Origin of the sequence: Bacillus sp. M13(2017) (assembly GCF_002218325.1) — a bacterium.
Taxonomy (GTDB): Bacteria; Bacillota; Bacilli; order Bacillales; family Bacillaceae_G; genus Bacillus_A; species Bacillus_A thuringiensis_K.
Window position 1 is genome coordinate 161,914 of sequence record NZ_KZ268505.1, and the last position, 23,126, is coordinate 185,039.

Consider the following 23,126-nt stretch of genomic DNA (forward strand, 5'->3'; position numbering starts at 1 on the left):
AAAAAATGGATCGAGATATCAAAAACCAAATTAAACAGTTAAATCAAAAATTACGAAGTGTATTTGAAGAACAGGACCGAAATCAATCCGCGCTTCGAACTCAGGAACAAGCGGAAGCTGATTTTCACGAATTGAAAAATCGAAGCAACCGCTTATTTAACCGTATTTTAGAAACTTGGCACAACGATAAAGAGTTATCTCATTTCTTTATAAATATCCGTCAAGAAGCACAACACATTGAGCGAAAACTTACATTTGAATTAGAAAATCAAAAAGAAACATTACTTAAAGAAAGACGAGACCTTAGTGATTCAGAAAACGACCTATCCTACCAGCAACAACAATTAGCAAGGGAGGTCAATGCATGAGTTTAAATATGTATTTGGGAGAAGTACAAAGCCAAACTCAAAGCATGAATGCTGTATGTACAGCTACCATTCAAGGTATGGAACAAGCCATTCAATCGATTGATGCTTTTACAAGTGATACCGTTCTACAAGGGCAAACTTACGATAGTGCAAAAGCATTTTTCGCAGAAACCTTTCGCCCTTTAGCACAAGGAATCATATACTTATGTGAAGAATTAATCCGTCAGAACGATGCATTTCCAAGTCAATTTCAATCACAAGTAGCTCAGGCAGATGTAATTGAACAAGAAATATTAGAACAAATTCGAGAGATTGACCGAATGAAAGCAAGTATGGAAGCCATCACTCAAACTATGCCAATACCAGGTATAGACGCTATGGCAAATCTTTTTACTGTCATGAGGAAAAAACTTCAAGAAAAGTTAGACCATCTACATGAATTTAATCAAACGTCTAGCAATAACTATGCTACAGCAATTCAATTAGCTAATAGTATTGCTACAGGTCTTGCAGAAGTACAAAGTGGAAAAGGTTTTAGTCCTGCAAGTGGTACATTTAGTACACAAGGATTGAATATGGAGTGGACGACTTCTATCCAGGCGATTACAGAAGATAGGAATCGTCAGGCTGATAATTCAATTGAAGAAGGTGCAATGTGCGGTAAAATTTCGCCTAAATCTGACTTCGAGAAGGCTTGGGAAAGAGAGAAAAAGGATCTAAGTGATGCATGGACTGGTATTTCTACAGGTTTTGTAGATGGTGCTGTAGATGCATGGGAAGGATTCGTAGCTTTAGGCGATAAAGAAACGTGGTTAAACATGCGAGATGCAATTATTAATTATAAAGAAACACTTCCTGCTGCATGGAATACTTTATCAGATTCATTCATTAATGATTTCTGGAACGGAGATATGGAAAGTAGAGAGCACTATGCTGCCTATGGTGTAGCATCATTATTAACAGGTTTTATTGGTGATAAAGGTCTTAGTAAAGCAGGACAAGCAGGGAAGTTAGCAATCGCTGGCAACCTAGCAAAAGGAAAGTCGTTTATGACTAATTCTGCTGCATATAGAAATGTATTAACTGATTTTAAGTTGAACACTGGAAACCGTTTGGCTTATGCTGATGTTGGAGGAAGTTCTATAAAATATGAACTTGGTGGGGCATACCAAGAAGCGAAAGACTTATTAAATCAATTTGCGGTTTCAAAAGAGGAATATAAAGATTTAAGGAAGAGAACACCCAATAATAGGATAAGAAAAAGCGTAAATACAGATGTACCCAAAATTGATCCTGTATATGGTTATGAAGTGGAAAAACTTGAAGCTGACCACATTGTTTCAATGAAAGAAATAACGGACATGGAAGGTTTTGACCTATTACCGAGAGAACAACAAATAGAAGTGCTTAATATGGATGTAAACTTTGTTGGACTTGGAAAACCAACAAATGCTTCTAAGAATGCAAAAGATTGGAGTACATGGCCGGGGCACCCTAAATACGGTAAGGTTCCGGAAATTATAAGACTAGAAATGTTAGAACGTGAAGCAGCGGCTAGAGAAGCTTTGAAAAAATCAATAAAAGAGAGGTTACAATCCATTGAAAACAATAGTTAAAAATATAGGTGGTAAAAAGATAATAGCTACAGCAGAAGAACATTTAGGCCCCCAGATAGAAAAGTTATTGTATTTGCTAACTAAAGTAGAAGATAACAAATTAGTTGATAGATTTTCTATGCAAGTTGGTTGGTCTATTTTTGTTCTATCCAAACGTGAAGATGGGTATCATATTATTGCCCCAGATTATACAAAAAATCCATTTAAGGATACTACAGATGATCTAACAATTGCTTTATGGGTGCAATTAGAACAAGTACATTGTTTACGCCAGTTAAATATTGACGGTGAAACAATAAAGTTTAGCGATAAAATAGTGACTTCAAAAAATGTGTTACAACTAGATGAGGTTTATTTACAAAGAGCTAGGGATTGTGACAAAGGTGATTCTGGTTGGTATATCGGTCCTGTCGATGAAACAGAAGAAACTGACGGTGAATTAGAAGCATATTACGCATATCAGCTACTAAAAATTAGACCTTCAATTATTCAAGTTTTAGCCTTACCTTATGAATATCTGGTAGTTTTTGAGAAAGATAAAATCAAAGCCATTTTAGATGATAATGATGTCGATGTTTGGAATGGAGTTACAAACTAAGATTAGTTAAGTTCTAAAATAATTGAGAGGGCTTAACCGCATGAACTCAAAAATCCCGGAAATTCTAGGAATATTAGACGGTTATGAGAAAAGGGTAATTTTAGTAATTATAGAAACTGAAGCAATGGTTTAAATTAAGCTAGAAACTTACAGGATGGAAAATAATCAATAATGAATAAATTATAAAAGAGCATCCCACCATTAAAAACTGAACTGCACCCCAATTGTTAGACACAGTCTAACAATTGGGGTGCAGTTCAGTTTTTCTATGGTTAAATTCACAACTGATGAAAAAATATACATCGTTCAACGTTATTTGAACGGAAATGAAAGTTACCGAGAAATTAGTAAAGCTATTGGTATAAGAGACACCGTAATTTTGAAATGGGTAAACCAATATAAACAAAATGGCTTTTTATTTGAAAATAGGATGTAATATTTTATTCATATTCCGTTCATAAACTTTCCGTAAAATGATTGTAGCGAATATGGAAAGTTTACAATAGGAGGAATAAAATGAAGAATTTATATAATGCATCATTCATTTACTTAATTATCGGTTTACTATCAGGAGTATTTGCAAGAGAGTATTCGAAAGCACAAGGAATTAAAGGATCCACAATGTTGCAATTAGTACATACACATGTACTAGTGCTTGGTTTCTTATTTTTTTTAATTGCTTTCGCTTTATGTAAAGTGTTTCATGTACAAGAAACAAAGAGCTTTCGTGCATGGTTTATTGTTTATAATGTAGGATTAATTTTTAATATTGCAACAATTCTATTTAGAGGTCTATTACAAGTAAACGGAACTGACTTTAACGGTTTAAGCCATATGGCTGGGGTAGGTCACGTTATTATAAGTGTAGGGCTCATTTGGTTTATGATTTTGCTAAAAAAGTCATTTAAATAGATAGGAGTGGAAAGTATGATAGCACTTTTATCAAGTGTCGTAGCAGTTTGTATGGCTGTTGGGGTAATGTTTCTACGTTTTAAAGCAGCGAAAAAGCCGGTAACGAAAAAGAAAATTATATTGCCACCAATTTTTATGAGTACAGGAGCGATGATGTACTTTTTACCAGAGTTTCGATTAACATCGTTAGAAATAGTCGAGGCAATTAGTATAGGGCTTATTTTCTCTATTTTTCTTATTAAAACAACTGAGTTCGAAATAAAAGGCGAACATATATTTATGAAACCTTCAAAAGCATTCATATTCATTTTAGTAGGCTTATTAGCTGTACGCGTGGCATTAAAGTCATATTTAAGCCAATCAATTGATTTGGCAGAGTTAAGCGGAATGTTTTTCTTACTTGCATTTGCGATGATTGTGTCGTGGAGAATTGCGATGTATCGCTCGTTTACTAAATTAGAAAAGACAATAAACAGAGCTGGAATTTCTATATAGCAAATCCAGCTCTGTTTATGTTTTATTGAAATTCTTTAGCGCGGAACTCATTTGCTTAATTTGAAACGTATTTGAGCATCTTGTAATGCGGCTGGTGTAACGTTAAGACCATTCGGATCAACAATTTTTGTATTTAATAAAATAGAATCTAGGCTTCCACGAAATGTTTGTGTATAGTTTTGACGCAACATTTGTTGTTCTTGTTTTTCATCAACTGTTAATCCAGATGCTTTTTCTTTTTTTGATAATTCGTTAATACGGAATAAAATGTTTTTCATTTGTTTCACCTCTAGTTAGATTTAAAAATATTAGTTACTTACTAATGCATAGTTATTATAACGTGTAATTTTAATTATGTCAACACCATCTAAAAACGTTAAAAATTGACGAAAAATTATAACAATAATAGAATGAATTGTATTGATGATTAGTTTCACAAGCATACATAGAACACTAGGAGGATTATTATGAAATCAACATTTTTTGCTCAAAATAGAGAACGATTAGCAAACACATTACCAGAGGGATCTATTACGATTTTATTTGCGGGACAAGCACCGCATATGTCAGCTGATGCACATTATAAATTTGTACCGAATCGTAATTTTTACTACTTAACGGGAATCGATGAACCAAATGTTATTTTTATGCTGAAAAAGGTTGGAAGTAGTGTTGAAGAAACACTTTTCATTGAAAAGTCAGATCCAGTAATGGAAAAATGGGTCGGTAAAACAGTTTCTAACGAAGAAGCAGAGAAAATTTCAGGTATAAAGAAAGTTGTATATTTAGATAGCTTTGAAAAGACAATGTCAAATATACTTTTTACAGAAAATGCGAAGCATCTATATTTAGATATAGAACGTCGTGAGTGGAATGGTACGGAGACAAAAACATTAGCATTTGCTAAACATGTAAGAGAAAAATATCCACACGTAACAATTAGTAATGTATATCCGAACATTTGTGAATTACGAGTATTTAAAACAGAGGAAGAAATTGAAATTATTAAAGAAGCGATTGCTATAACGAAAGACGGTATTTACAACGTACTTAAGCATGCAAAAGCAGACATGATGGAGTATGAATTAGAAGCTCAATTTGATTTTACACTGAAATCATCTGGCATTAAGCATCATGCGTTCAATACAATTTTGGCAAGCGGTAAAAATGCTACAGTTCTTCATTATGAAGATAATGATGCACAAATTCAAAATGGTGACTTAGTATTACTAGATTTAGGTGCTCAAAAAGACTACTATAACGCTGATATTAGTTATACATTCCCGGCAAATGGAATATTCTCTAGTCGTCAAAAACAAATTTATAATATTGTATTAAAAGCATTAAAAGAAACAACAGAGATTATTAAGCCGGGATTAAAGTTCGCTGCATTAAATGAGCATACAAAAAAGGTACTGGCAGAAGAGTGTAAAGCAATTGGTTTAATTCAAGAAGATGAAGAGTTATCAAAATACTATTATCATGGTGTCAGCCATTTCCTTGGTTTAGATACACATGATGTAGGAACATATAAAGATAGAATGTTAGAAGAAGGTATGGTTATAACAATTGAACCTGGTCTTTATATTGAAGAAGAATCAATTGGAATTCGTATTGAAGATGACATTCTTGTAACGAAAGACGGGTATGAAAACTTGTCAAAAGATATCATTAGAGAAGTTGAAGAAATTGAAGAATTTATGAGTGTAAATAATGAACATGTAAAAGGAAACCAAGCTGTAGTTAAATAATAAAAAAGTCATCACTAATTTATTTGAACTTTATCTCGAATCGTGGACAATTAAAAAATCCATGATTCGGGATAGGGTTCTTTTCTTCGAAATACTAATCTTTAATTATTAATCCTAATAAAGTAGCAAACTGAACAGCTTGATATGTTGATACTTTACATCCTCTTAAATCGTTCACTGAAACTGTAAGTGTATCAAAGGTAGAAGAACTAATATCTATCCCCTTCAGTGATGTCTGATCAAAATTAGCTTCATCAAGACTACATAATTGGAATTCAACTTTTTTAAGTTTACAGTCAAAAAAATCTGCATTATTTAATGAAGTTTCATTAAATATAATTTTTTCTAGTTTAGAATTTCCAAATGCCGCTAAATTCAAAATTGAATTCTCAAATTTAACATTTCCTAAGCTAGATTCTGCAAAATTAACCCCGATTAATTTACTGTTTTTAAATTCGACTCTATGAACAGAAGAATTGCTTAAATTAACATTTGATAAATCGCAGTTTTCAAAACAAACATCTGTAATATCAATATTGCTAAAGTCTGTATTAGTGAATTTACAATTCTTTATCACTGCATCATACAATCGCACTCTATCTACAGATTCATTTTCGAAAGTGGAGTCTATAATTTCACACACTTCCAATGTTGGATCTTCTTCATAAAAAATATCTTGAAAATTCTTTGAAGATAACTCTGGTGAAATTTTTGGTCTATCAATTTTCATCGTATATCAATCCTCTTCTATTTGATATATTTGTGTAATTTGAGTCCATTGTCTGTGAGGAACATTAGTTCTTATTATACAAAAATGTAAGTTCTTTTGTGAAGAGCATTTTAGCTACATTTTTCTTATTTAATAATAGCAGTGTTATTGTTTCTTAAGAAATAACGTCAAAACAAATACGAGAACGGCTAATATAGTCGCTACAAGGAAAGTATTTTGTCTTTCTAAAATATTCGCTTCCTGTAAAGTCTCCGCTTTTAGTAATTTTCCAATTAAGTTACGTAAAATCTAATTACATCTCCTTATTTTCTTGAAAATCAACTTCTATAATGATTTTGAAAAATAAGAAGGAGGGATTTTCCATGAAGCGATTTGTATTAACAGCTGTTACGGTCTCTGTAATATTTTTAATTGCTGCATGTTCTTTGGCCACAAATACAACAAATGATCATAAAAATATGAAAGATAAAAAAACACTACAGACTGGAACAGCTACAAAACCATTGAAAGTTGAAAAAGGACCACAAGTTACTTTAATAGCGAAAGAAGAAAAGCAAAAGTTAAGTAACGGTGTTATTGTTCCAGTCTGGACATTTAATGGCTCATCTCCTGGTCCAGAAATTCGGGTGAAAAAAGGTGAAAAGGTGAAAGTGACATTAAAAAATGAATTATCTGCACCAGTATCTATTCATTGGCATGGATATCCTGTCCCAAATAACATGGATGGAATTCCAGGCGTGACACAAGATGCAGTTGAACCAGGAAAAAGTTTCACTTACGAATTTGAAGCGAACGTACCAGGAACGTACTGGTATCACTCGCATCAAGATTCTGTAAATCAATTAGATAGAGGTTTGTATGGAGCGCTCATTGTAGAAGATACAAAGGAAAAATATGATAAAGATTACACATTAATGTTGGATGAATGGGTTACAGATAAAGAAGAAATTAAAAAGCAGTTAAAAGAAATGACAAAAGGGCAAATAGGTAATAAATCTAAAGGTGATGAAAATACGAAAAAGAATGATGATAAGAACGGCATGGATCATTCTGGTATGGACATGGGCAGTGATCAAAAAGACTCTGGCAATATGGCAGGAATGGACCATGGAAATATGAAGATGGAAGGTCATGATATGAGTATGTATGATTTATTCACAATCAATGGAAAAAGCGGTGATTTAGTAGTGCCATTGAAAGTGAATAAGGGAGATAAAGTTCGTCTTCGACTTGTTAATGCTGGTTATCTATCACATGATATACATGTTCACGGTCATGATATAAAAGTAATTGCGACAGATGGTCAACCAATAAACGATCCAAAAGTTATGAAGGATAAAGTAATTTCAATCGCACCGGGTGAACGTTATGATATTGAATTTACTGCTAATAAAACTGGGAAATGGTATGTTGAAGACCATTCGAAAAATAAAGGTGCAAAAGGAATGAAAGCTGTTATTGAATATGATGGCAGTAAAGAGATGAAAGATAAAGCAGACGAAAAAGAAAAATTACCGAAAGTAGATATAATGAAATATGGTACTAAAAAATTAGGAAGTTTCACGTTAAATCAAGAGTATACTGCCACATATAATATGGACTTAAATACGCAAATGAATGAAAATGAAATGGTATATACAATTAACGGAAAGGTATTTCCGGATATTGACCCAATTCAAGTGAAAAAGGGTGATTTAGTAAAAGTGAAGTTGGTAAATCGTTCTAAAATGGATGATCACCCAATGCATTTACACGGGCACTTCTTCCAGGTGTTGAGTAAAGATGGAAAACCGATAAAAGGTTCTCCAATTGTAAAAGATACATTGAACTTAAAACCAGGTGAAGAATATGAAGTAGCCTTTGTAGCAGACAATCCGGGTGAGTGGATGTTCCACTGTCACGACCTACATCATGCTTCAGCAGGGATGGTAACGGAAGTGAACTATACAGATTATAAATCTGACTATGCTCCAAACCAAAACATTCCTAATAAGCCAGAATAATAGGAAGCAGTTATCCTATGGATAGCTGCTTATTTATTTTTGTTGCAAGTACTAATGTATATGTTGATTATGCCCAGGTGAAGGTGAGGGAGTATGATCTGGAAATGTCACGAATACGGCAACGATAATTATTACACTAATTGAAAGGAATAACAAAAAACGCCGTTGGATAAAAGTAGACAAGTTCTCTGATAACAATTGAATTATACATGACATAGTAATCGTTATAGTAAGTAAGAGACTAATGAACAGTATACTATGAGCTTGTTGAGCATTTAACATTTCTGTAATCATTGCTCCCATCATACTTGCCATTAATCCAGAGAACATTCCTTCTAAAGCAGTATATAGGTGAAAACGTAGACCCACTAAAAAACCGATAAAACCACTAATTAAAATAGCAAGTAAAGTAGAATATAGTAATTCCCCCTTAAAGAGAATGCCTAAATAAAAACCAATACTTAAACCGATACTCATACTAAAAGACATAATAAATACCATATACTCCATTAGGGTACCCTTACGTTTAGAAATATTGGATGCAATAAGAATTGAGATACAGCAAAGTGTTAGGGCAGTTAACGTATAAGCAAACATTATGATACCTCCTTGTCCTATCGTTCATTTCATCATATGTGTACTTATGATAATTTATATCTGCATATTATCTGCACAATTTCATAGATGTAGGCAAAGGAACGCTTGATTTTTTAGGGCGTCTTTTTTAATTGTAAGAATGTGAAAGAAATTGTTATATTATGAGTTTCTATTGTGAAGCCATAAAGAATAAGCGTATAATATTATAGGTCTCCCATTTGCGAGACAAACAAACCGCGAATGATAAATAAGATTGTTGTTTTATCATCGCTTCTAAACATATAGACAATGAAAGTAACACTGGAATACAGATAGGGAGTTATAAAATGAAATTAATTATTGCCGAGAAACCAGATCAAGGTTTGGCTCTTGTTTCACAATTTAAATATCGCCGGAAAGATGGGTATTTAGAAGTAGAAGCGAATGAGTTATTTCCAAATGGAGCGTACTGTACATGGGCAATTGGTCATTTGACGCAGTTATGTAATCCAGAGCATTATCACGCAGAGTGGAAAAAATGGTCACTTAATACATTACCGATGATTCCAGAGCGTTTTCAATTTGAAGTAACAAAGTCAAAGTATAAGCAATTTAACGTTGTGAAACAGCTGTTACATAATCCACAGGTAACAGAAATTATTCACGCAGGCGATGCTGGGCGTGAAGGGGAACTAATCGTACGAAATATTATTAATCTTTGTAACGTGCAAAAGCCGATGAAGCGTCTATGGATTTCGTCTTTAACGAAGCAAGCTATTTATCAAGGGTTTAAAAATTTACTTGACGAATCAGATACAATTAATACGTATTACGAAGCATACACAAGATCTTGTGCTGACTGGGTTGTTGGTATGAATGCATCACGTGTGTTTAGTATTTTGCTAAAGAAAAAAGGAATGAATGATGTATTTTCTGCTGGTCGTGTCCAAACACCAACGTTAGCATTGATTGTAAAGCGTGAGAAAGAAATTGAAAACTTTAAGTCAGAGCCTTTCTGGGAAGTGTTTGCAACCTTTAATATAGAAGGAAAGAAATATGACGGGAAATGGGAGAAGGATAATGAATCCCGCTTAAAAGACCCTGATATGGCGAATAAAATTGCGGCATTTTGCCAAGGGAAACCGGCTGTTGTGAAGGAAATGAAAACGGAGCGTAAAGAGTTTCAGCCGCCGCTTTTATTCAACTTATCATCACTGCAAGCAACGGCAAATAAAGCCTTTAAGTTTTCACCGAAAAAGACGCTTGATATAACGCAAGCACTCTATCAAAAAGGGATTGTTTCTTATCCACGTTCAGATTCTAACTATGTTACTCAAGGAGAAGCAGCGACTTTCCCTGATATTTTACAGAAGTTAAGTCAGTTTGATGAATATAAAGGTTTATTACCGGCTCCGGTTGAATCCATTATGAACAATAAGCGTTATGTAAATGAAAAGAAAGTAACAGATCACTACGCGATTATTCCGACAGAGCAAGTTACAAACCCAAGCAGACTATCAGGTGATGAAAAGAAAATATACGATATGATCGTAAGAAGGCTTATTGCAGCTCATTATGAAGTTGCAATCTTTGACTATACTACAATCATTACGCTTGTAGATGAACGCGCTGAATTCATTTCAAAAGGAAAACAGCAAATTCAAGAAGGTTGGCGTAAAGTTATTTTCCAAGACGATAAAGATGACGAAACCATTCTTCCAATTGTAGCTGAAGGTGAAGAAGGAAAAGTTGTAAAGGTGAAAGTGAAAGAAGGAAAAACACAGCCACCGAAGCGTTATACAGAAGGACAACTTATTACGTTAATGAAAACAGCCGGTAAGTATTTAGAGAATGAAGAGCTAGAGAAGGTATTGAAGAAAACAGAAGGTTTAGGTACGGAAGCGACCCGCGCGGGTATTATTACGATGCTGAAAGACCGTAAATATATAGATGTAAAGAAAAACCAAGTGTATGCGACTGATAAAGGAAAAGTATTAATTACCGCAATTGGTGACAAAATACTAGCTTCACCGGAAATGACTGCGAAATGGGAACAACGTCTTGCGGAAATTGGTGAAGGTACAGCTTCACCAGCTACATTTATGGAACAGACGAAAAAGCTATCAGCTAAAATTATTGAAGACGCAGTGGAAATGTCTGAGAAGTGGGATTTCACGGGACTACATGTTGAATCGATTGAACGAAAAGGATCGAAATTTACAACGGGTAAAAAGGTTGGTAGCTGTAAAAAATGTGATGGCGATGTAATTGATAAGTCAACGTTTTACGGTTGTTCTAACTATAATACAACGCAATGTGATTTCACCATTTCAAAGAAGATATTAAGTAAAACAATTTCGCAAAAGAATATGACAAAGCTCTTAAAAGGTGAAAAGACTGATTTAATTAAAGGCTTTAAAAAGGGCGAGAAAACGTTTGATGCGAAATTAGAGTGGAAAGATAATAAGATTAATTTTGTATTTGAGAATTAATTTGTTAAAAGAGCATGACATAAAACTGTCATGCTCTTTTGTTTTTTCTTTTATATAAAATTTAACGATAAAAAAAATCCTTTAAATAATAATTTTTTATTGTAAAACGATAAATTTTGTATTAAAATCAAAATCATAATAAATGAGCGAGGTGCTTTTGTTAAAAGGTAACAACCTTATTTTTAAAATTAGAGGAGGTATAACTATGAACATTAACAATTTGATTGTTAAACATATGGATAATCCCCATGAGTTGGAGAAGATGTATAGAAAAGATCCGAAAGCTTTTAAAAAAGCATTCTCACAAGCATGGGACCAAAACCCTGATTCTCAAATTCTAGGTGCTTGGTATGAAAGGTTGCATTTCAAGGAGAAGGTAAATAAAGAAAAAACATCTTTGTTTCAAAAAGGTTTCTTATTCATGGGCCTTTTAGCTATTCTGGCCGGCATAAGCACTAGAATCATTTTCCACTTTGTTGAGCAGGAAGCAATTGCTCCAATTAATTTGGCTTTTGGTGTAATTCCCTTTATTGCTGCTTATTTTGTTTACAATAATAAGCCGAAAAAAAGTATTATTTATTCCCTTATAGCGTTATTCCTAGTTTCCGGGGTGTATCTTAATACGTTGCCAATAAATTATAAAGACAGTACCATACTTGCGTATTTACATCTTCCTATATTTTTATGGGTCTTAGTAGGGCTTGCGTTTACAGGAAATGAATATTCAAAAGGCGGTACAAGATTAGCCTATATTAAATTTAATTTAGAATATTGTCTTCTCTACGGGAGCATGGCAGTGAGCGGAATGATACTAGCGATATTCACCATGCGTTTATTTAGCTTTGTTGACTTAGATATAGGAGAATTCTATTTTAGTAATGTTGTTTTATTTGGAGCAGCGGCTCTCGCTATTGTGGCTGCATACTTAGTATCAATGAATCTTAAGCTTGCTAAAAATATTACACCATACATATCTAAAATTTTTAGTCCTCTCGTCCTGATCACGTTGCTTATCTATCTTATAACGGTAATTTGGGTCGGGAAAAATCCGTTCTTGGATCGCAATTTCCTAATGGCTTTCAACGGAATACTCCTTGGTGTATTGGCTGTTACCATATTTTCTATCGTTGAAAGTGACTCGGACGAGAAAAAGAACATTTCAGATTATATAAATTTTTCCTTAATTGTTCTGGCACTTATTATTGACACTGTTGCATTGTCAGCCATCGTATTTAGACTTTCATCTTACGGGATTACACCTAATAGACTAGCTGTTTTAGGTGTAAACATATTGATCTGGGCAAATCTAATTTGGATTATGTTTTCCTATATGCGTTTCTTGCAAAACAAATCAGGACCGACAGCTATCCAAGATGCCATTACGAAGTATTTGCCAATCTACGGACTTTGGGCAGCTTTCGTTATATTTACGTTTCCTATCATTTTTAATTAGAAAGGATCTGTTAATGTAACGAAAAGTTAATTCTCTATAACATATAAAATTTTTAGAGCCGATTGATTTATTATAATTGGTATTATTATGTTTGTAGTTTCGGTAATTTCATTTGTATTGATAAATAAGAAATAAGTGTTGTATGTAATCTCTCCATAATAAAAAACGTCTCAAATGGGACGTTTTTTATTATGCGTATTGCCGTTTTCTCTTAATAAGCAACAAAACTTGTGACACACAAGCTAGTACCGGTAACTCAATCAACGGTCCAATAACGAGTGCAAGTGCGATAAGAGGCTCGTCTGGAAAAGCTGTCACAGCGATAGCGAGTGCAACAGGTGAGTTTCTTGCTAACGTTGTTAAGCTTAGACTTACTGTATCTTTGTAAGATAAATGCATCATGCGTCCGATAAATTGTCCTAGTAAAAAATTAATGATGAAGAACAATAGAACAGGAACGAGTAATAATAAAACGACATTCATATTTTTCAGTAAATATTTACCTTGTGATGCAAACATCGCTACTATTGCTAAACTTAAAAATACAATTTGAGCAGAGCTGAAAAACGGAATGAGTTTATTCTCGAGAGTTTCAGCTTTTTTCATTTTATTCATAATGAATTTTGTAGCGTGTGCAAGTATAAATGGTAAGACGATTACGATAACAATACTTTCTACTAAAACAGAAACCGCTACAGTTTTCATGACACCAGCAAATAAAAATAAATAAATTGGAAGGAGTAGTACTTGCAAAATTAAATTTACAGGTAAAATTGCAGTAGAAAGTGCTACATTTCCTTTCGCTATTTCAGTAAAGATTAAGTACCAATCTGTGCATGGAGTAACCATTAACATTATAAATCCAACCCAAAGTGCTGGATGATCTGAAAGAAATAGTGCTCCTAATCCCCAAGCGAGTAAAGGGGTCCATAAGAAGTTAATAGTAAGACTTGTTCCAGCAAATTTTAAATTGCGAAATCCGTTTTTTATTTCTTTTAATGGGATGCTGAGGAATAATCCATATAGCATGAAGAATAAGAAGGGAACAATAAACTTGTCTGAATACGTATGTATCATATTAAATTGTCCGAGTACGATGCCGCATGTAACAGCAAAAAGAATAATAAAAGTTTGAATCTTTTCTATAGTGCTCATGAATAAATCCTTTCTATCTATGAATTTTCCTCTCTAAGTTTATTATACAAGTAATAAAGATGTATTTGGTGTTCAATTGTATTTCACTTAATGTTTTTAAGTTGAGATTTTATTTTTTTATTAAAAGTTGCTTGACTAAAGTTAGTAACTATATTAAAATTACTTACATAAGGTAATTAAATAACAAAAAGTACAATAGTGTAACTTAAGGTATCTATTGGAACTTTTTCTTAGAATAAGAATTTTTATGATGATGAATAATGAATATGAAAAGAAAGATTAGGTGAAGAAAATGGGACTATTTAGCTCATTATTTGGTAAAAAAGAAGAAAATACGACTGTAGAGGGGAATAAAAAAATGTCGAAAGTATTATTTGTAAAAGCAAACGATCGTCCAGCGGAGCAAGCAGTTAGTTCAAAAATGTATGAAACATTTGTAAGTACTTATAAAGAAGCAAATCCAAATACAGAAATTACGGAATTAGATTTATTTGCATTAGATCTTCCTTATTACGGAAATATTGCGATTTCAGGTGGATATAAACGTAGCCAAGGTATGGAGTTAACAGCTGAAGAGGAGAAGGCAGTTGCTACAGTAGATCAATATTTAAATCAGTTTTTAGAAGCTGATAAGGTTGTATTTGCATTCCCATTATGGAACTTTACAGTACCAGCACCATTAATCACATATATTTCATACTTATCTCAAGCTGGAAAAACGTTTAAATATACAGCAAATGGCCCAGAAGGTTTAGTTGGTGGTAAGAAAGTAGTTGTGTTAGGTGCTCGTGGTTCAGATTACTCTTCAGAACAAATGGCTCCTATGGAAATGGCAGTTAATTACGTAACAACTGTACTTGGATTCTGGGGAATTACAAATCCAGAGACAGTTGTAATTGAAGGACACAATCAATATCCAGATCGTTCACAACAAATTGTTGAAGAGGGTCTAGAAAACGTTAAAAAAGTAGCAGCAAAATTTTAATTTATGATAGTAAATGGAAAAACCAACATGGATGACTATGTTGGTTTTTTAGTCTATTTTTCATGTTAAAAAATGTATATTTATAAAATAAAAGAAAAGTTCGAAAATAGTATTGCAAAATATTATATAGCAAACTATAATGAGTTCAAGAATAGTTGATACTTAAATTAAATATTCAGAAAATTCAATTAGTTAAAATTGGAAAATGAGATAAGGAAACTTGAATGGGGGTTATATTATGGCGAATAAAGTACCGTTTTCGTTCATAGTAGTTATTGGTTTAATGTTATTTGCACTATTTTTTGGAGCGGGAAATTTAATTTTCCCAGCGATGCTTGGTCAATCAGCAGGAGAGAATGTATGGATTGCTAACGCTGGATTTTTAGTAACTGGTGTTGGACTACCATTACTAGGTGTACTAGCATTTGGTTTTTCAGGTAAAGATGATTTGCAGTCATTAGCAAGTCGCGCTCACCCAGTGTTCGGGATTGTGTTTACAACAGTTTTATACTTAGCGATCGGTCCGTTATTTGCAATACCGAGAACAGGAAATGTATCTTATGAAATTGGTCTTAAGCCGTTTATGCCAGAGGGAGTAGGTTCTACACCTTTAATTCTTTTCACAATTATATTCTTTAGCATCACTTGTTTTTTTTCGCTAAATCCCGCGAAAATTGTCGATATTGTTGGAAAAATTTTAACGCCAATTAAGTTGACTTTCATCGGTATTTTAGTAATCGTTGCTTTTATACATCCGATTGGAGATATGCAAGCACCAGCGGAAGCTTATACATCACATGCATTCTTTAAAGGATTCCAAGAAGGATACTTAACGATGGATACGCTCGCATCATTCGTATTCGGGATTATCATTATCAATGCTATTAAAGAAAAAGGTGCGAAAACGAAAACACAAATTATGGTCGTTTGTGCAAAAGCGACAATAATTGCAGCATCTATTTTAGCAATTATTTATACAGCTCTTTCTTATATGGGTGCTTCAAGTGTTGCGAAGCTTGGACATTTAGAGAACGGCGGAGAAGTATTAGCGAAAGTTTCTAACTACTATTTCGGATCATATGGCGGAGTATTATTAGGATTAATGATTACAGTAGCTTGTTTAACAACTAGTGTGGGACTTGTATCAGCATGTTCTTCATTCTTCCATAAGTTATTCCCAAATGTTCCTTACAAAGCAATTGCAATTACGCTATGTGTATTTAGTGCAATTGTTGCAAACGTAGGATTAACACAATTGATCGCAGTTTCTGTTCCAGTATTAACAGCAATTTATCCACTAGCAATCGTATTGATTTTCTTAACATTCTTCCATTCATTATTTAAAGGAAGAGCTGAAGTTTATCAAGTAAGCTTAATCGTAACATTTATCATCAGCTTATTTGATGGATTAAGTGCAGCTGGAGTTAACATTGAAGTAGTAAGCCAAGTGTTCACTAAATTCCTTCCGATGCAGGAAGTAGGATTAGGCTGGATCTTCCCAGCGATTATCGGTGGATTTATCGGATATGGCATTAGCATTTTAAAAGTGAAAAATCAAGTTCAACCAGCAACTAGAGCGGATAAGAAAATAGGTTAAATAAAAAAAGTTATAGACTTGTTTCTATAGCTTTTTTTGTTACTATTAATAATGAGAAAAAATAAAGTAGTAGGGGAAATAAAATGAAAAAAACAATTGATCATATCGGAATCGCAGTTCGTGATATAGATAGTACGATACGTTTTTATGAACAGGTTCTATCAGGAGAATTAATAGATCGTTACGTAAGTGAAGCTCCTGGTGTGGAAAGCGAAGTAGCCATTCTTGAAGTGGATGGAGATAGAATTGAATTACTTGCACCGACGAATAATACGACATCTCCAATTGCCCGTTTTATTAAACAAAAAGGTAAAGGTGTTCATCACGTTGCGTATCGTGTCGATGATTTAGATGTGGCTCTAGAAGAGTTAAAAGAACAAGGTATTCGGACATTAGAGCATACACTTCGGATTAATAAGCACGGTAGAAGATTAATATATCTTAACCCAGCGGATACAGAAGGAACGATTATCGAGTATTGTGATTATCCGGAAGAGAAATAGAAGAAGGATATTTTTAAAAAGGTGTTATGTTATTACGTAACACCTTTTTATTTATGCATTTCACATTTTCTTCACAAATGATTCACGATAACTTTTCTTCTTTGATAACTTACATAAATATATTTTATGATATAATAACAATCGGCTTTAAAAATGTAAGTTGTATCTATAGTGATAGTTACTATTGTATTAGAAGTTTAGAGGTGGAAGAGAAATAAGAGTTATACTTTATAGAAGTTTATATTTAATCAGGTTAATATTTCGCCCGAGAATCAAACTTCGGAAGTTAAAGTAATGAAAATAGAGCGATGAGGAAGAAAGAAGTGAAATGAGTGTGAAAGTAATGAGAAGATTAGGGACATGGTTATTACTTGCATGTGTGGTTATCATATTGATACCGAAAAGTGCATCTGCTCATGCGTACGTTGTGAAATCAAACCCTACTGAAAATGAAACATTGAAGAAAGCACCATCTGTTGTGAAAATTGAATTCGATGAGGACATACAAGTTTCAAGTTTTAATACATTGTACGTGAGAGATACATCAGGTAAAAGGGTCGATTTAAAAGATGCTCATATTGATAAAAAAAATAAAAAGCTATTAGAAGCCGGATTAAAAGACAATCTCAAAAATGGTCTTTACTCTATTCAGTGGAAAGTGATTTCAGCTGATGGACATCCAATTCAAGGAGTTATCCCGTTCCGGGTTGGATTAGCGGGAGTGGAAACAGAAACAGACGATATACAAGTGGAAGAGATGGGTTACATCCCACAAATCGATATGATTATGGAACGTGGAATTTTATATACAAGTTTCTCACTATTTATAGGAGTGCTATTCTTTAATCTTATTATGTATAAAGGAAATGCAACCTCGGTTCAATTAAGGAGTAAGAACATAATATGGATTTCTCTATTTGGGATATTGATTAGCTTGTTATTCAATCTACCATTGCAAGCGAAAATAAATGCTGATGTTTCATGGCTAGAAGCATTCAATCCTTTACTATTAAAAGAAACATTACAGCTTTCTGTTTTTGGTTATGTATGGATTACTCAAATGGTTCTCATTAGTACGCTTATAATTGTTACGTATTTTGCGGTGAAGCATGAGAAGTTTTCGTCGTTTAAAGTATGGAGTATTCCAATACTATTGTTTATAGGGTTACTTGTTATGAAGGCCTTTAATAGTCACGCATACGGTTTAAAGTTTAAAGACATTGCTGTCGTTATGGATTTTCTACATTTATTAGCAGCTTCATTATGGGTTGGTGGTTTATCATCTATTATTCTTCTTTTACGTAAAGAGGATAACAAGTGGCATATGTATTGGGATATGATTAAGCGTTTTTCACCGTGGGCAACAGGTGCTGTCATCGTGATTTTAATAACAGGCCTTTTTAACAGTACATTTTTTATTCCAACAATCCACTCATTATTTGATACAAAGTATGGATTGGCTTTATTAGCAAAGATACTATTATTTATTTTCATGGGGATATTGGGAATTGTTCATTATGTGAAAGGGAGAATAAGAGCGCAGCAAGGATTAGGAGCTACGGTGAAAGTAGAGTTTGTCATTGGAATTATCATTTTCGTAATCGTAGCTTTTATGACAAACGTACAGACACCACCGATGCCTCCTACTGGACCATTTACAGAGAGTAAGCAATTAGATAATGGATATGAACTTACGCTAAATGTAAGTCCGAATAAGGTAGGACAAAATAAATTCCATATTAAACTAAAGGATGAAAAGGGACAGCCTGTTACTGATATGGAACAAATGATATTGACGACTCAATCATTAGATATGAACATGGGAAAAGGTTCATTTAAAGTTTCAGTAGTTTCACCGGGAGAATATGAAGCAGAAGGTATGTATATTAACATGACAGGAAACTGGAATATACATGTTCATGGATTAACAAAATCTCTTGATAGTTTCGATACAGATTTTAAATTTATTGTAGGTGGCAGATAAAATTGTACCAATCATGCTGCTAGCGAGCAGCATGATAAACAGATGTTATAGATGAAAAGGAGTAAATAGAAAATGAAACGTATAAAAAAATTAGGAACAACAATGATCGCAACAATTATTGCAATGGGAATGTTTTCGTTACCTGTTAGTGCGCACGTCACTGTAAAACCAGCAACTTCTGACGTTGGTTCTTGGGAGACATATACGATAAAAGTACCAGTTGAAAAAAATGTAGCAACAACAAAAGTTACACTGAAAATACCGTCTGGAGTAGAGTTCCAGCAGTATGAACCAGTGCCAGGATGGAAAGTTGAGGAGCAAAAAGATACAGCTGGAAAAGTTAAAACTGTAGTATGGGAAGCAACAGGAGAAGGGATTTTACCCGGTCAGTTCCAGTGATTTACTTTCGTCGCTAAAAATCCGGATAAAGAACAAAAAATAGCTTGGGATGCATATCAACAATATAAAGACGGAGAAATTGTTGAATGGACAGGCGATGAAAAAGCTGAAAAACCGCATTCACTTACTACAATTGCAAAAGGTACGTCATTAACAGGAGAACATGGTGAAGTTTCTAGTGTAGAAAAGAATGAAGGTACTAGTAATATGCAATTGATAGCAATTGTCTTATCTATTTTTGCGATAGTATCGTCGGTAAGTGCGTGTGTTTTTGTAGTACGTCGTAAAAAGTAAGACGTAAGAAAGAGCCTACAAACAGTAGGCTCTTTCTTACGTTTATTTCAATTCAACTTGCTGCCTTACAGCAAGTGTTTTCGGTTTTATATTTACAAAACAAATACTCACAACAATAAATAATAGTCCGATGAATAAGCTAATGGTAATAGCCTCATGTAAGAAAATTGAACTTACAATAATAGCTATTAGTGGAATGAGGAATGTATAAGCCCCAACTTTACTTGCTTCACCAGCTCCAACAAGTGTGAAGTATGCAAGCCACCCCATTGCAATAACAAAGAATGAAATAAAGAGAAGTACGCTAACAAATGGCATACTCCAAGCGATACTAGACCAGCTTTCAAACTCTGTACCAAATCCAATTAAGCAAAGACCACCAATAATAAGCTGAAGTGTTACCATCCAAATGGCATTAACACGGTGACCAGTCTTCTTAATGAATACTGTGCCAAGTGCCCAGCCAATAGCGCATCCTAACGCGAGAAGGATTCCAATAACAGAAATGTGTCCTGTTAAACTGCTTGAGCTAATAACGCCTACACCAATAAATCCGAGAACAAGCCCGAAAATTTTCAAGCCGTACATTGATTCTTCAAGCCATATCCACGAGAAAATACCGAGTAAAACTGGTTGTAGAAATACAATGGCGGAAAATAACCCAGCAGGCATATATTGAAGGCCGACAGTTTGTAATCCGTAAAATATAATGATGTTAAGTAAGGAAGAAATAACGTATAAATGCCACGTTTCTTTTAAATGTAACTCTTTGTATTTCGGTAATGCGAACAGAAGTAAAATGAATCCTCCAATTAAAGTTCGAACGCCTGCAAATAAAACAGGTGGTGTATAATGCAGGGCAAACTTTGATAAAGGCCAATTGATTCCCCACATGAAAACGAGAAAGGTAAGGATGATGGCCGTCTTAGTTCGAGAAAGCTGTGTCACTGAAAGACCTCCTTGTTGTTATTCATTTCACTATGATATGATATCGACTGTAATAAATAAAATGAATCTTTTTTATGAGGAGTATAAGTGATTAGTTATGACCATTACACAACTGCAAGTATTAATAAAAACTGTTGAGTTAGGTAGTTTTACGAAGGCTGCTAGGGTGTTAAATATGACGCAGCCAGCTGTAAGTCATGCCATTTCAAGTATTGAGTCAGAGTTAGGAGTTACGATTCTTATACGTGATAAACGAAAAGGGCTCCTCGTTACGGATGTAGGAAACAGGATTCTTGTACATATTAGAGAGATTTTGAACGGTGTAGAGAAGATTGAACAAGAAGTTGCGATGGAGAAAGGACACGAAGTTGGAACGATTCGAATTGGTAGTTTTCCGAGTGCTTCTGCACATTTCTTACCCAAAATGATAAACCTTTTTAAGGAGAAGTATCCGAACTTAGAAGTAGTTCTTTGTGAAGGAACGATTAAAGAAGTTGAAGATTGGTTAGTATCGAGGGTTATTGATATAGGGATTGTTATTTTGCCTAATAAAGATATGGAGATTGTTCCATTAACGAAGGGGAAAATGGTTGCTATCTTAAGAGAGGATCATCCTCTCTGTAAGAAGGACGCTCTTACAATTTGTGATTTAGAGAATGAACCGATCATATTATGTAAGGGTGGATATGAACCACCCATTATTGATATGTTTAAACAAGCAAACGTACCACTTCGGGCTGAATATGTAATTTCGACAGTTACTACAGCTTTAAATATGATTCAAGAAGGATTGGGCATTGCAATATTAGCTGAATTATCTTTAACGAATTTACCAAAAAATGTGCAAACGAGAGAATTGGAACCACAAGTATGGAGAGAAATTGCATTAGCTGTTCCTTCATTAAAGGATTCTTCAATCGCTGTGCAGCTATTTATTGAAGAATTTCAATCGCTATTTGCAGAATAAAAAGAGGTGTCTCATATATCATAATGGGACACTTTTTAATTTACTTATAAAAAATCTATGAAAAGGATTGACTTATTTTTAGGTTGTAACTATAATGATTACATCGAGGTGGTGATTACGATGAAAATTAGTAGCCGCTTTTCCATAGCTGTTCATATTTTATCTATTTTGAAAAACAATCCATCTTCACTTTGTACTTCAGACTATATGGCTGAGAGTGTCAATACAAATCCAGTAGTCATTCGTAAAATCATGTCGTACTTGAAACAAGCTGGCTTTGTTTACGTAAATCGTGGACCGGGTGGCGCGGGATTACTAAAGGATTTACATGAAATCACATTGTTAGATGTGTATCATGCAGTGAACGTAGTCGAAGAAGACAAGCTATTTCATATTCACGAGCAACCGAATCCAGATTGTCCAATTGGGGCGAATATTCAAGCGGTGTTAGAAATTATTTTAATTCAAGCACAATCCGCGATGGAAGAAGTTTTGAGAAATATTACGATGGGGCAGTTGTTTGAAACTTTGCAAGAAAAAATGAATGCTTAAATCATATTTATATTTTTTTATCATTAATGTAACTGATTTGATTACAACTATAAAGGGAAGGTGTAAAAGTTATGACTGTAAAAATGAAAGTATACTCAGATTTTATATGTCCGTTTTGTTTTTTAGCAAAAGGTCCATTAGATGAGGTAGCGAAAGAGAAAGATGTAGAGATTGAATGGATGCCATTTGAATTACGTCCAAGTCCATATTCAAAAATAGATCCATGGAATGAACCAGAAAAATTAGGTTCATGGGATGCTTTCATTCTTCCGACAGCGAAGAAGTTAGGAATTGATATGCGCTTGCCACGTGTTTCACCACATCCATATACACATTTAGCTTTCGAAGGATGTCAATTTGCGAAAGAACGTGGACTAGGTAATGAGTATCATCACCGCGTATTCACAGCATTTTTCCAAGAAGAGCAAAACATTGAAGATATTGATGTGTTAACAAAATTAGCGGTAGAAGTAGGACTTCCTGAGGCGGAATTTAAAGATGCTTTAGTAACTCGTAAATATAAAGAAAAGCATCAAGAAGCAATTCAACACGCATATGATGAAGCGAATATTATGGCTGTTCCAACTGTCATGATTGGAGATGAAGTCATTCAAGGGCTTGCTAGTAAAGAAACACTAGAAAGGGTCATTGATAAAGAAATTGAAAAGGATAAAACAAATTCATTTGAAGGTATGCAATGTAATACCGATGGATATTGCTAATTCGCTTGTTATGAAATAACAAAATA

21 protein-coding genes and 2 pseudogenes are annotated in these 23,126 nt (G+C 33.9%); 18 read left to right on the forward strand and 5 right to left on the reverse strand.

From position 1 onward, the window contains the following. Positions 1 to 5: 5 nt before the first annotated feature. The 6 genes and pseudogenes from CGQ22_RS15885 (at position 6) to CGQ22_RS15910 (ending at position 3,989) form a co-directional block, all read left to right on the forward strand. Positions 6 to 368 carry a DUF3958 family protein gene (locus CGQ22_RS15885; RefSeq protein ID WP_000373356.1) on the forward strand — a complete coding sequence of 121 codons (363 nt, stop codon included), beginning with the start codon at positions 6 to 8 and terminating at the stop codon, positions 366 to 368. Continuing rightward, a complete protein-coding gene (locus CGQ22_RS15890) occupies positions 365 to 1,984 on the forward strand; it encodes a T7SS effector LXG polymorphic toxin (protein ID WP_089148968.1) in 1,620 nt (539 codons plus the stop codon). Before CGQ22_RS15885 ends, CGQ22_RS15890 begins: the two co-directional genes overlap by 4 nt. Next, the gene (locus CGQ22_RS15895; RefSeq protein ID WP_000849724.1) at positions 1,968 to 2,582 is read left to right on the forward strand and encodes an immunity protein Imm33 domain-containing protein; all 615 of its coding nucleotides are present in this window, start codon (positions 1,968 to 1,970) and stop codon (positions 2,580 to 2,582) included. Before CGQ22_RS15890 ends, CGQ22_RS15895 begins: the two co-directional genes overlap by 17 nt. Positions 2,583 to 2,850: 268 nt before the next feature. After that, positions 2,851 to 2,994 (forward strand): annotated as a pseudogene (locus CGQ22_RS15900) (transposase); the annotation flags it as partial. Positions 2,995 to 3,098: 104 nt separating this feature from the next. Then, the gene (locus CGQ22_RS15905; protein ID WP_089148969.1) at positions 3,099 to 3,494 is read left to right on the forward strand and encodes a DUF2871 domain-containing protein; all 396 of its coding nucleotides are present in this window, start codon (positions 3,099 to 3,101) and stop codon (positions 3,492 to 3,494) included. Positions 3,495 to 3,509: 15 nt separating this feature from the next. Then, complete coding sequence (locus CGQ22_RS15910) at positions 3,510 to 3,989, forward strand: CcdC family protein (protein ID WP_000561073.1); 480 nt, start codon at positions 3,510 to 3,512, stop codon at positions 3,987 to 3,989. A 47-nt stretch (positions 3,990 to 4,036) separates the two neighbouring features. Here the strand turns inward: CGQ22_RS15910 and CGQ22_RS15915 are convergent, their stop codons facing one another. Next, positions 4,037 to 4,267 carry a DUF896 domain-containing protein gene (locus CGQ22_RS15915; protein ID WP_089148970.1) on the reverse strand — a complete coding sequence of 77 codons (231 nt, stop codon included), beginning with the start codon at positions 4,265 to 4,267 and terminating at the stop codon, positions 4,037 to 4,039. A gap of 189 nt (positions 4,268 to 4,456) precedes the next feature. On the opposite strand from CGQ22_RS15915, the gene CGQ22_RS15920 reads away from it, so the two are divergent. Next, entirely contained in the window at positions 4,457 to 5,740 is a 1,284-nt protein-coding gene (locus CGQ22_RS15920; RefSeq protein ID WP_000842972.1) for an aminopeptidase P family protein, read from the forward strand. Between the two features lie 94 nt (positions 5,741 to 5,834). Here CGQ22_RS15920 and CGQ22_RS15925 read toward each other — a convergent pair whose 3' ends face one another. Then, the gene (locus tag CGQ22_RS15925; protein ID WP_000687268.1) at positions 5,835 to 6,470 is read right to left on the reverse strand and encodes a pentapeptide repeat-containing protein; all 636 of its coding nucleotides are present in this window, start codon (positions 6,468 to 6,470) and stop codon (positions 5,835 to 5,837) included. 362 nt (positions 6,471 to 6,832) lie between these two features. Between CGQ22_RS15925 and CGQ22_RS15930 the strand changes: the two genes are divergently transcribed. Then, a complete protein-coding gene (locus tag CGQ22_RS15930; RefSeq protein WP_089148971.1) occupies positions 6,833 to 8,473 on the forward strand; it encodes a multicopper oxidase family protein in 1,641 nt (546 codons plus the stop codon). A 51-nt stretch (positions 8,474 to 8,524) separates the two neighbouring features. Here the strand turns inward: CGQ22_RS15930 and CGQ22_RS15935 are convergent, their stop codons facing one another. Continuing rightward, entirely contained in the window at positions 8,525 to 9,070 is a 546-nt protein-coding gene (locus CGQ22_RS15935; protein ID WP_000458516.1) for a hypothetical protein, read from the reverse strand. A 326-nt stretch (positions 9,071 to 9,396) separates the two neighbouring features. Here CGQ22_RS15935 and topB point away from each other — a divergent pair, with 326 nt between their 5' ends. Then, positions 9,397 to 11,541, forward strand: a complete 2,145-nt coding sequence (topB, locus tag CGQ22_RS15945) for a DNA topoisomerase III (RefSeq protein ID WP_000766769.1) — start codon at positions 9,397 to 9,399, stop codon at positions 11,539 to 11,541. Positions 11,542 to 11,746: 205 nt separating this feature from the next. Beyond that, the gene (locus tag CGQ22_RS15950) at positions 11,747 to 12,994 is read left to right on the forward strand and encodes a DUF4153 domain-containing protein (RefSeq protein WP_001024707.1); all 1,248 of its coding nucleotides are present in this window, start codon (positions 11,747 to 11,749) and stop codon (positions 12,992 to 12,994) included. 189 nt (positions 12,995 to 13,183) lie between these two features. Here the strand turns inward: CGQ22_RS15950 and CGQ22_RS15955 are convergent, their stop codons facing one another. After that, positions 13,184 to 14,149, reverse strand: coding sequence for an arsenic resistance protein (locus tag CGQ22_RS15955; protein WP_000103815.1), 966 nt, complete (start codon positions 14,147 to 14,149; stop codon positions 13,184 to 13,186). A gap of 292 nt (positions 14,150 to 14,441) precedes the next feature. Between CGQ22_RS15955 and CGQ22_RS15960 the strand changes: the two genes are divergently transcribed. The 5 genes and pseudogenes from CGQ22_RS15960 to CGQ22_RS15980 all read left to right on the forward strand — a co-directional run bounded on the left by CGQ22_RS15960 (position 14,442) and on the right by CGQ22_RS15980 (position 19,911). After that, positions 14,442 to 15,134 (forward strand): FMN-dependent NADH-azoreductase, encoded by a 693-nt coding sequence (locus CGQ22_RS15960; RefSeq protein ID WP_000522529.1) that lies wholly within the window; start codon positions 14,442 to 14,444, stop codon positions 15,132 to 15,134. Between the two features lie 238 nt (positions 15,135 to 15,372). Next, positions 15,373 to 16,731, forward strand: coding sequence for a branched-chain amino acid transport system II carrier protein (brnQ, locus tag CGQ22_RS15965; protein WP_046945394.1), 1,359 nt, complete (start codon positions 15,373 to 15,375; stop codon positions 16,729 to 16,731). Positions 16,732 to 16,814: 83 nt separating this feature from the next. Further along, positions 16,815 to 17,234: a VOC family protein gene (locus CGQ22_RS15970; RefSeq protein ID WP_000750855.1), complete on the forward strand. Its 420-nt coding sequence runs from the start codon at positions 16,815 to 16,817 to the stop codon at positions 17,232 to 17,234. 328 nt (positions 17,235 to 17,562) lie between these two features. Next, positions 17,563 to 19,218, forward strand: a complete 1,656-nt coding sequence (locus CGQ22_RS15975) for a copper resistance CopC/CopD family protein (protein WP_046945393.1) — start codon at positions 17,563 to 17,565, stop codon at positions 19,216 to 19,218. Positions 19,219 to 19,290: 72 nt separating this feature from the next. Beyond that, a pseudogene (locus tag CGQ22_RS15980) lies at positions 19,291 to 19,911 on the forward strand (YcnI family copper-binding membrane protein). A gap of 42 nt (positions 19,912 to 19,953) precedes the next feature. Here the strand turns inward: CGQ22_RS15980 and CGQ22_RS15985 are convergent. Continuing rightward, positions 19,954 to 20,859, reverse strand: a complete 906-nt coding sequence (locus CGQ22_RS15985) for a DMT family transporter (protein WP_000192815.1) — start codon at positions 20,857 to 20,859, stop codon at positions 19,954 to 19,956. A gap of 97 nt (positions 20,860 to 20,956) precedes the next feature. On the opposite strand from CGQ22_RS15985, the gene CGQ22_RS15990 reads away from it, so the two are divergent. The 3 genes from CGQ22_RS15990 to CGQ22_RS16000 all read left to right on the forward strand — a co-directional run bounded on the left by CGQ22_RS15990 (position 20,957) and on the right by CGQ22_RS16000 (position 23,100). Further along, positions 20,957 to 21,826 (forward strand): LysR family transcriptional regulator, encoded by an 870-nt coding sequence (locus tag CGQ22_RS15990; protein ID WP_000156773.1) that lies wholly within the window; start codon positions 20,957 to 20,959, stop codon positions 21,824 to 21,826. 120 nt (positions 21,827 to 21,946) lie between these two features. Next, complete coding sequence (locus CGQ22_RS15995; protein WP_000704073.1) at positions 21,947 to 22,378, forward strand: Rrf2 family transcriptional regulator; 432 nt, start codon at positions 21,947 to 21,949, stop codon at positions 22,376 to 22,378. 71 nt (positions 22,379 to 22,449) lie between these two features. Beyond that, positions 22,450 to 23,100 carry a DsbA family oxidoreductase gene (locus CGQ22_RS16000; RefSeq protein ID WP_000216673.1) on the forward strand — a complete coding sequence of 217 codons (651 nt, stop codon included), beginning with the start codon at positions 22,450 to 22,452 and terminating at the stop codon, positions 23,098 to 23,100. Positions 23,101 to 23,126: the final 26 nt, after the last annotated feature.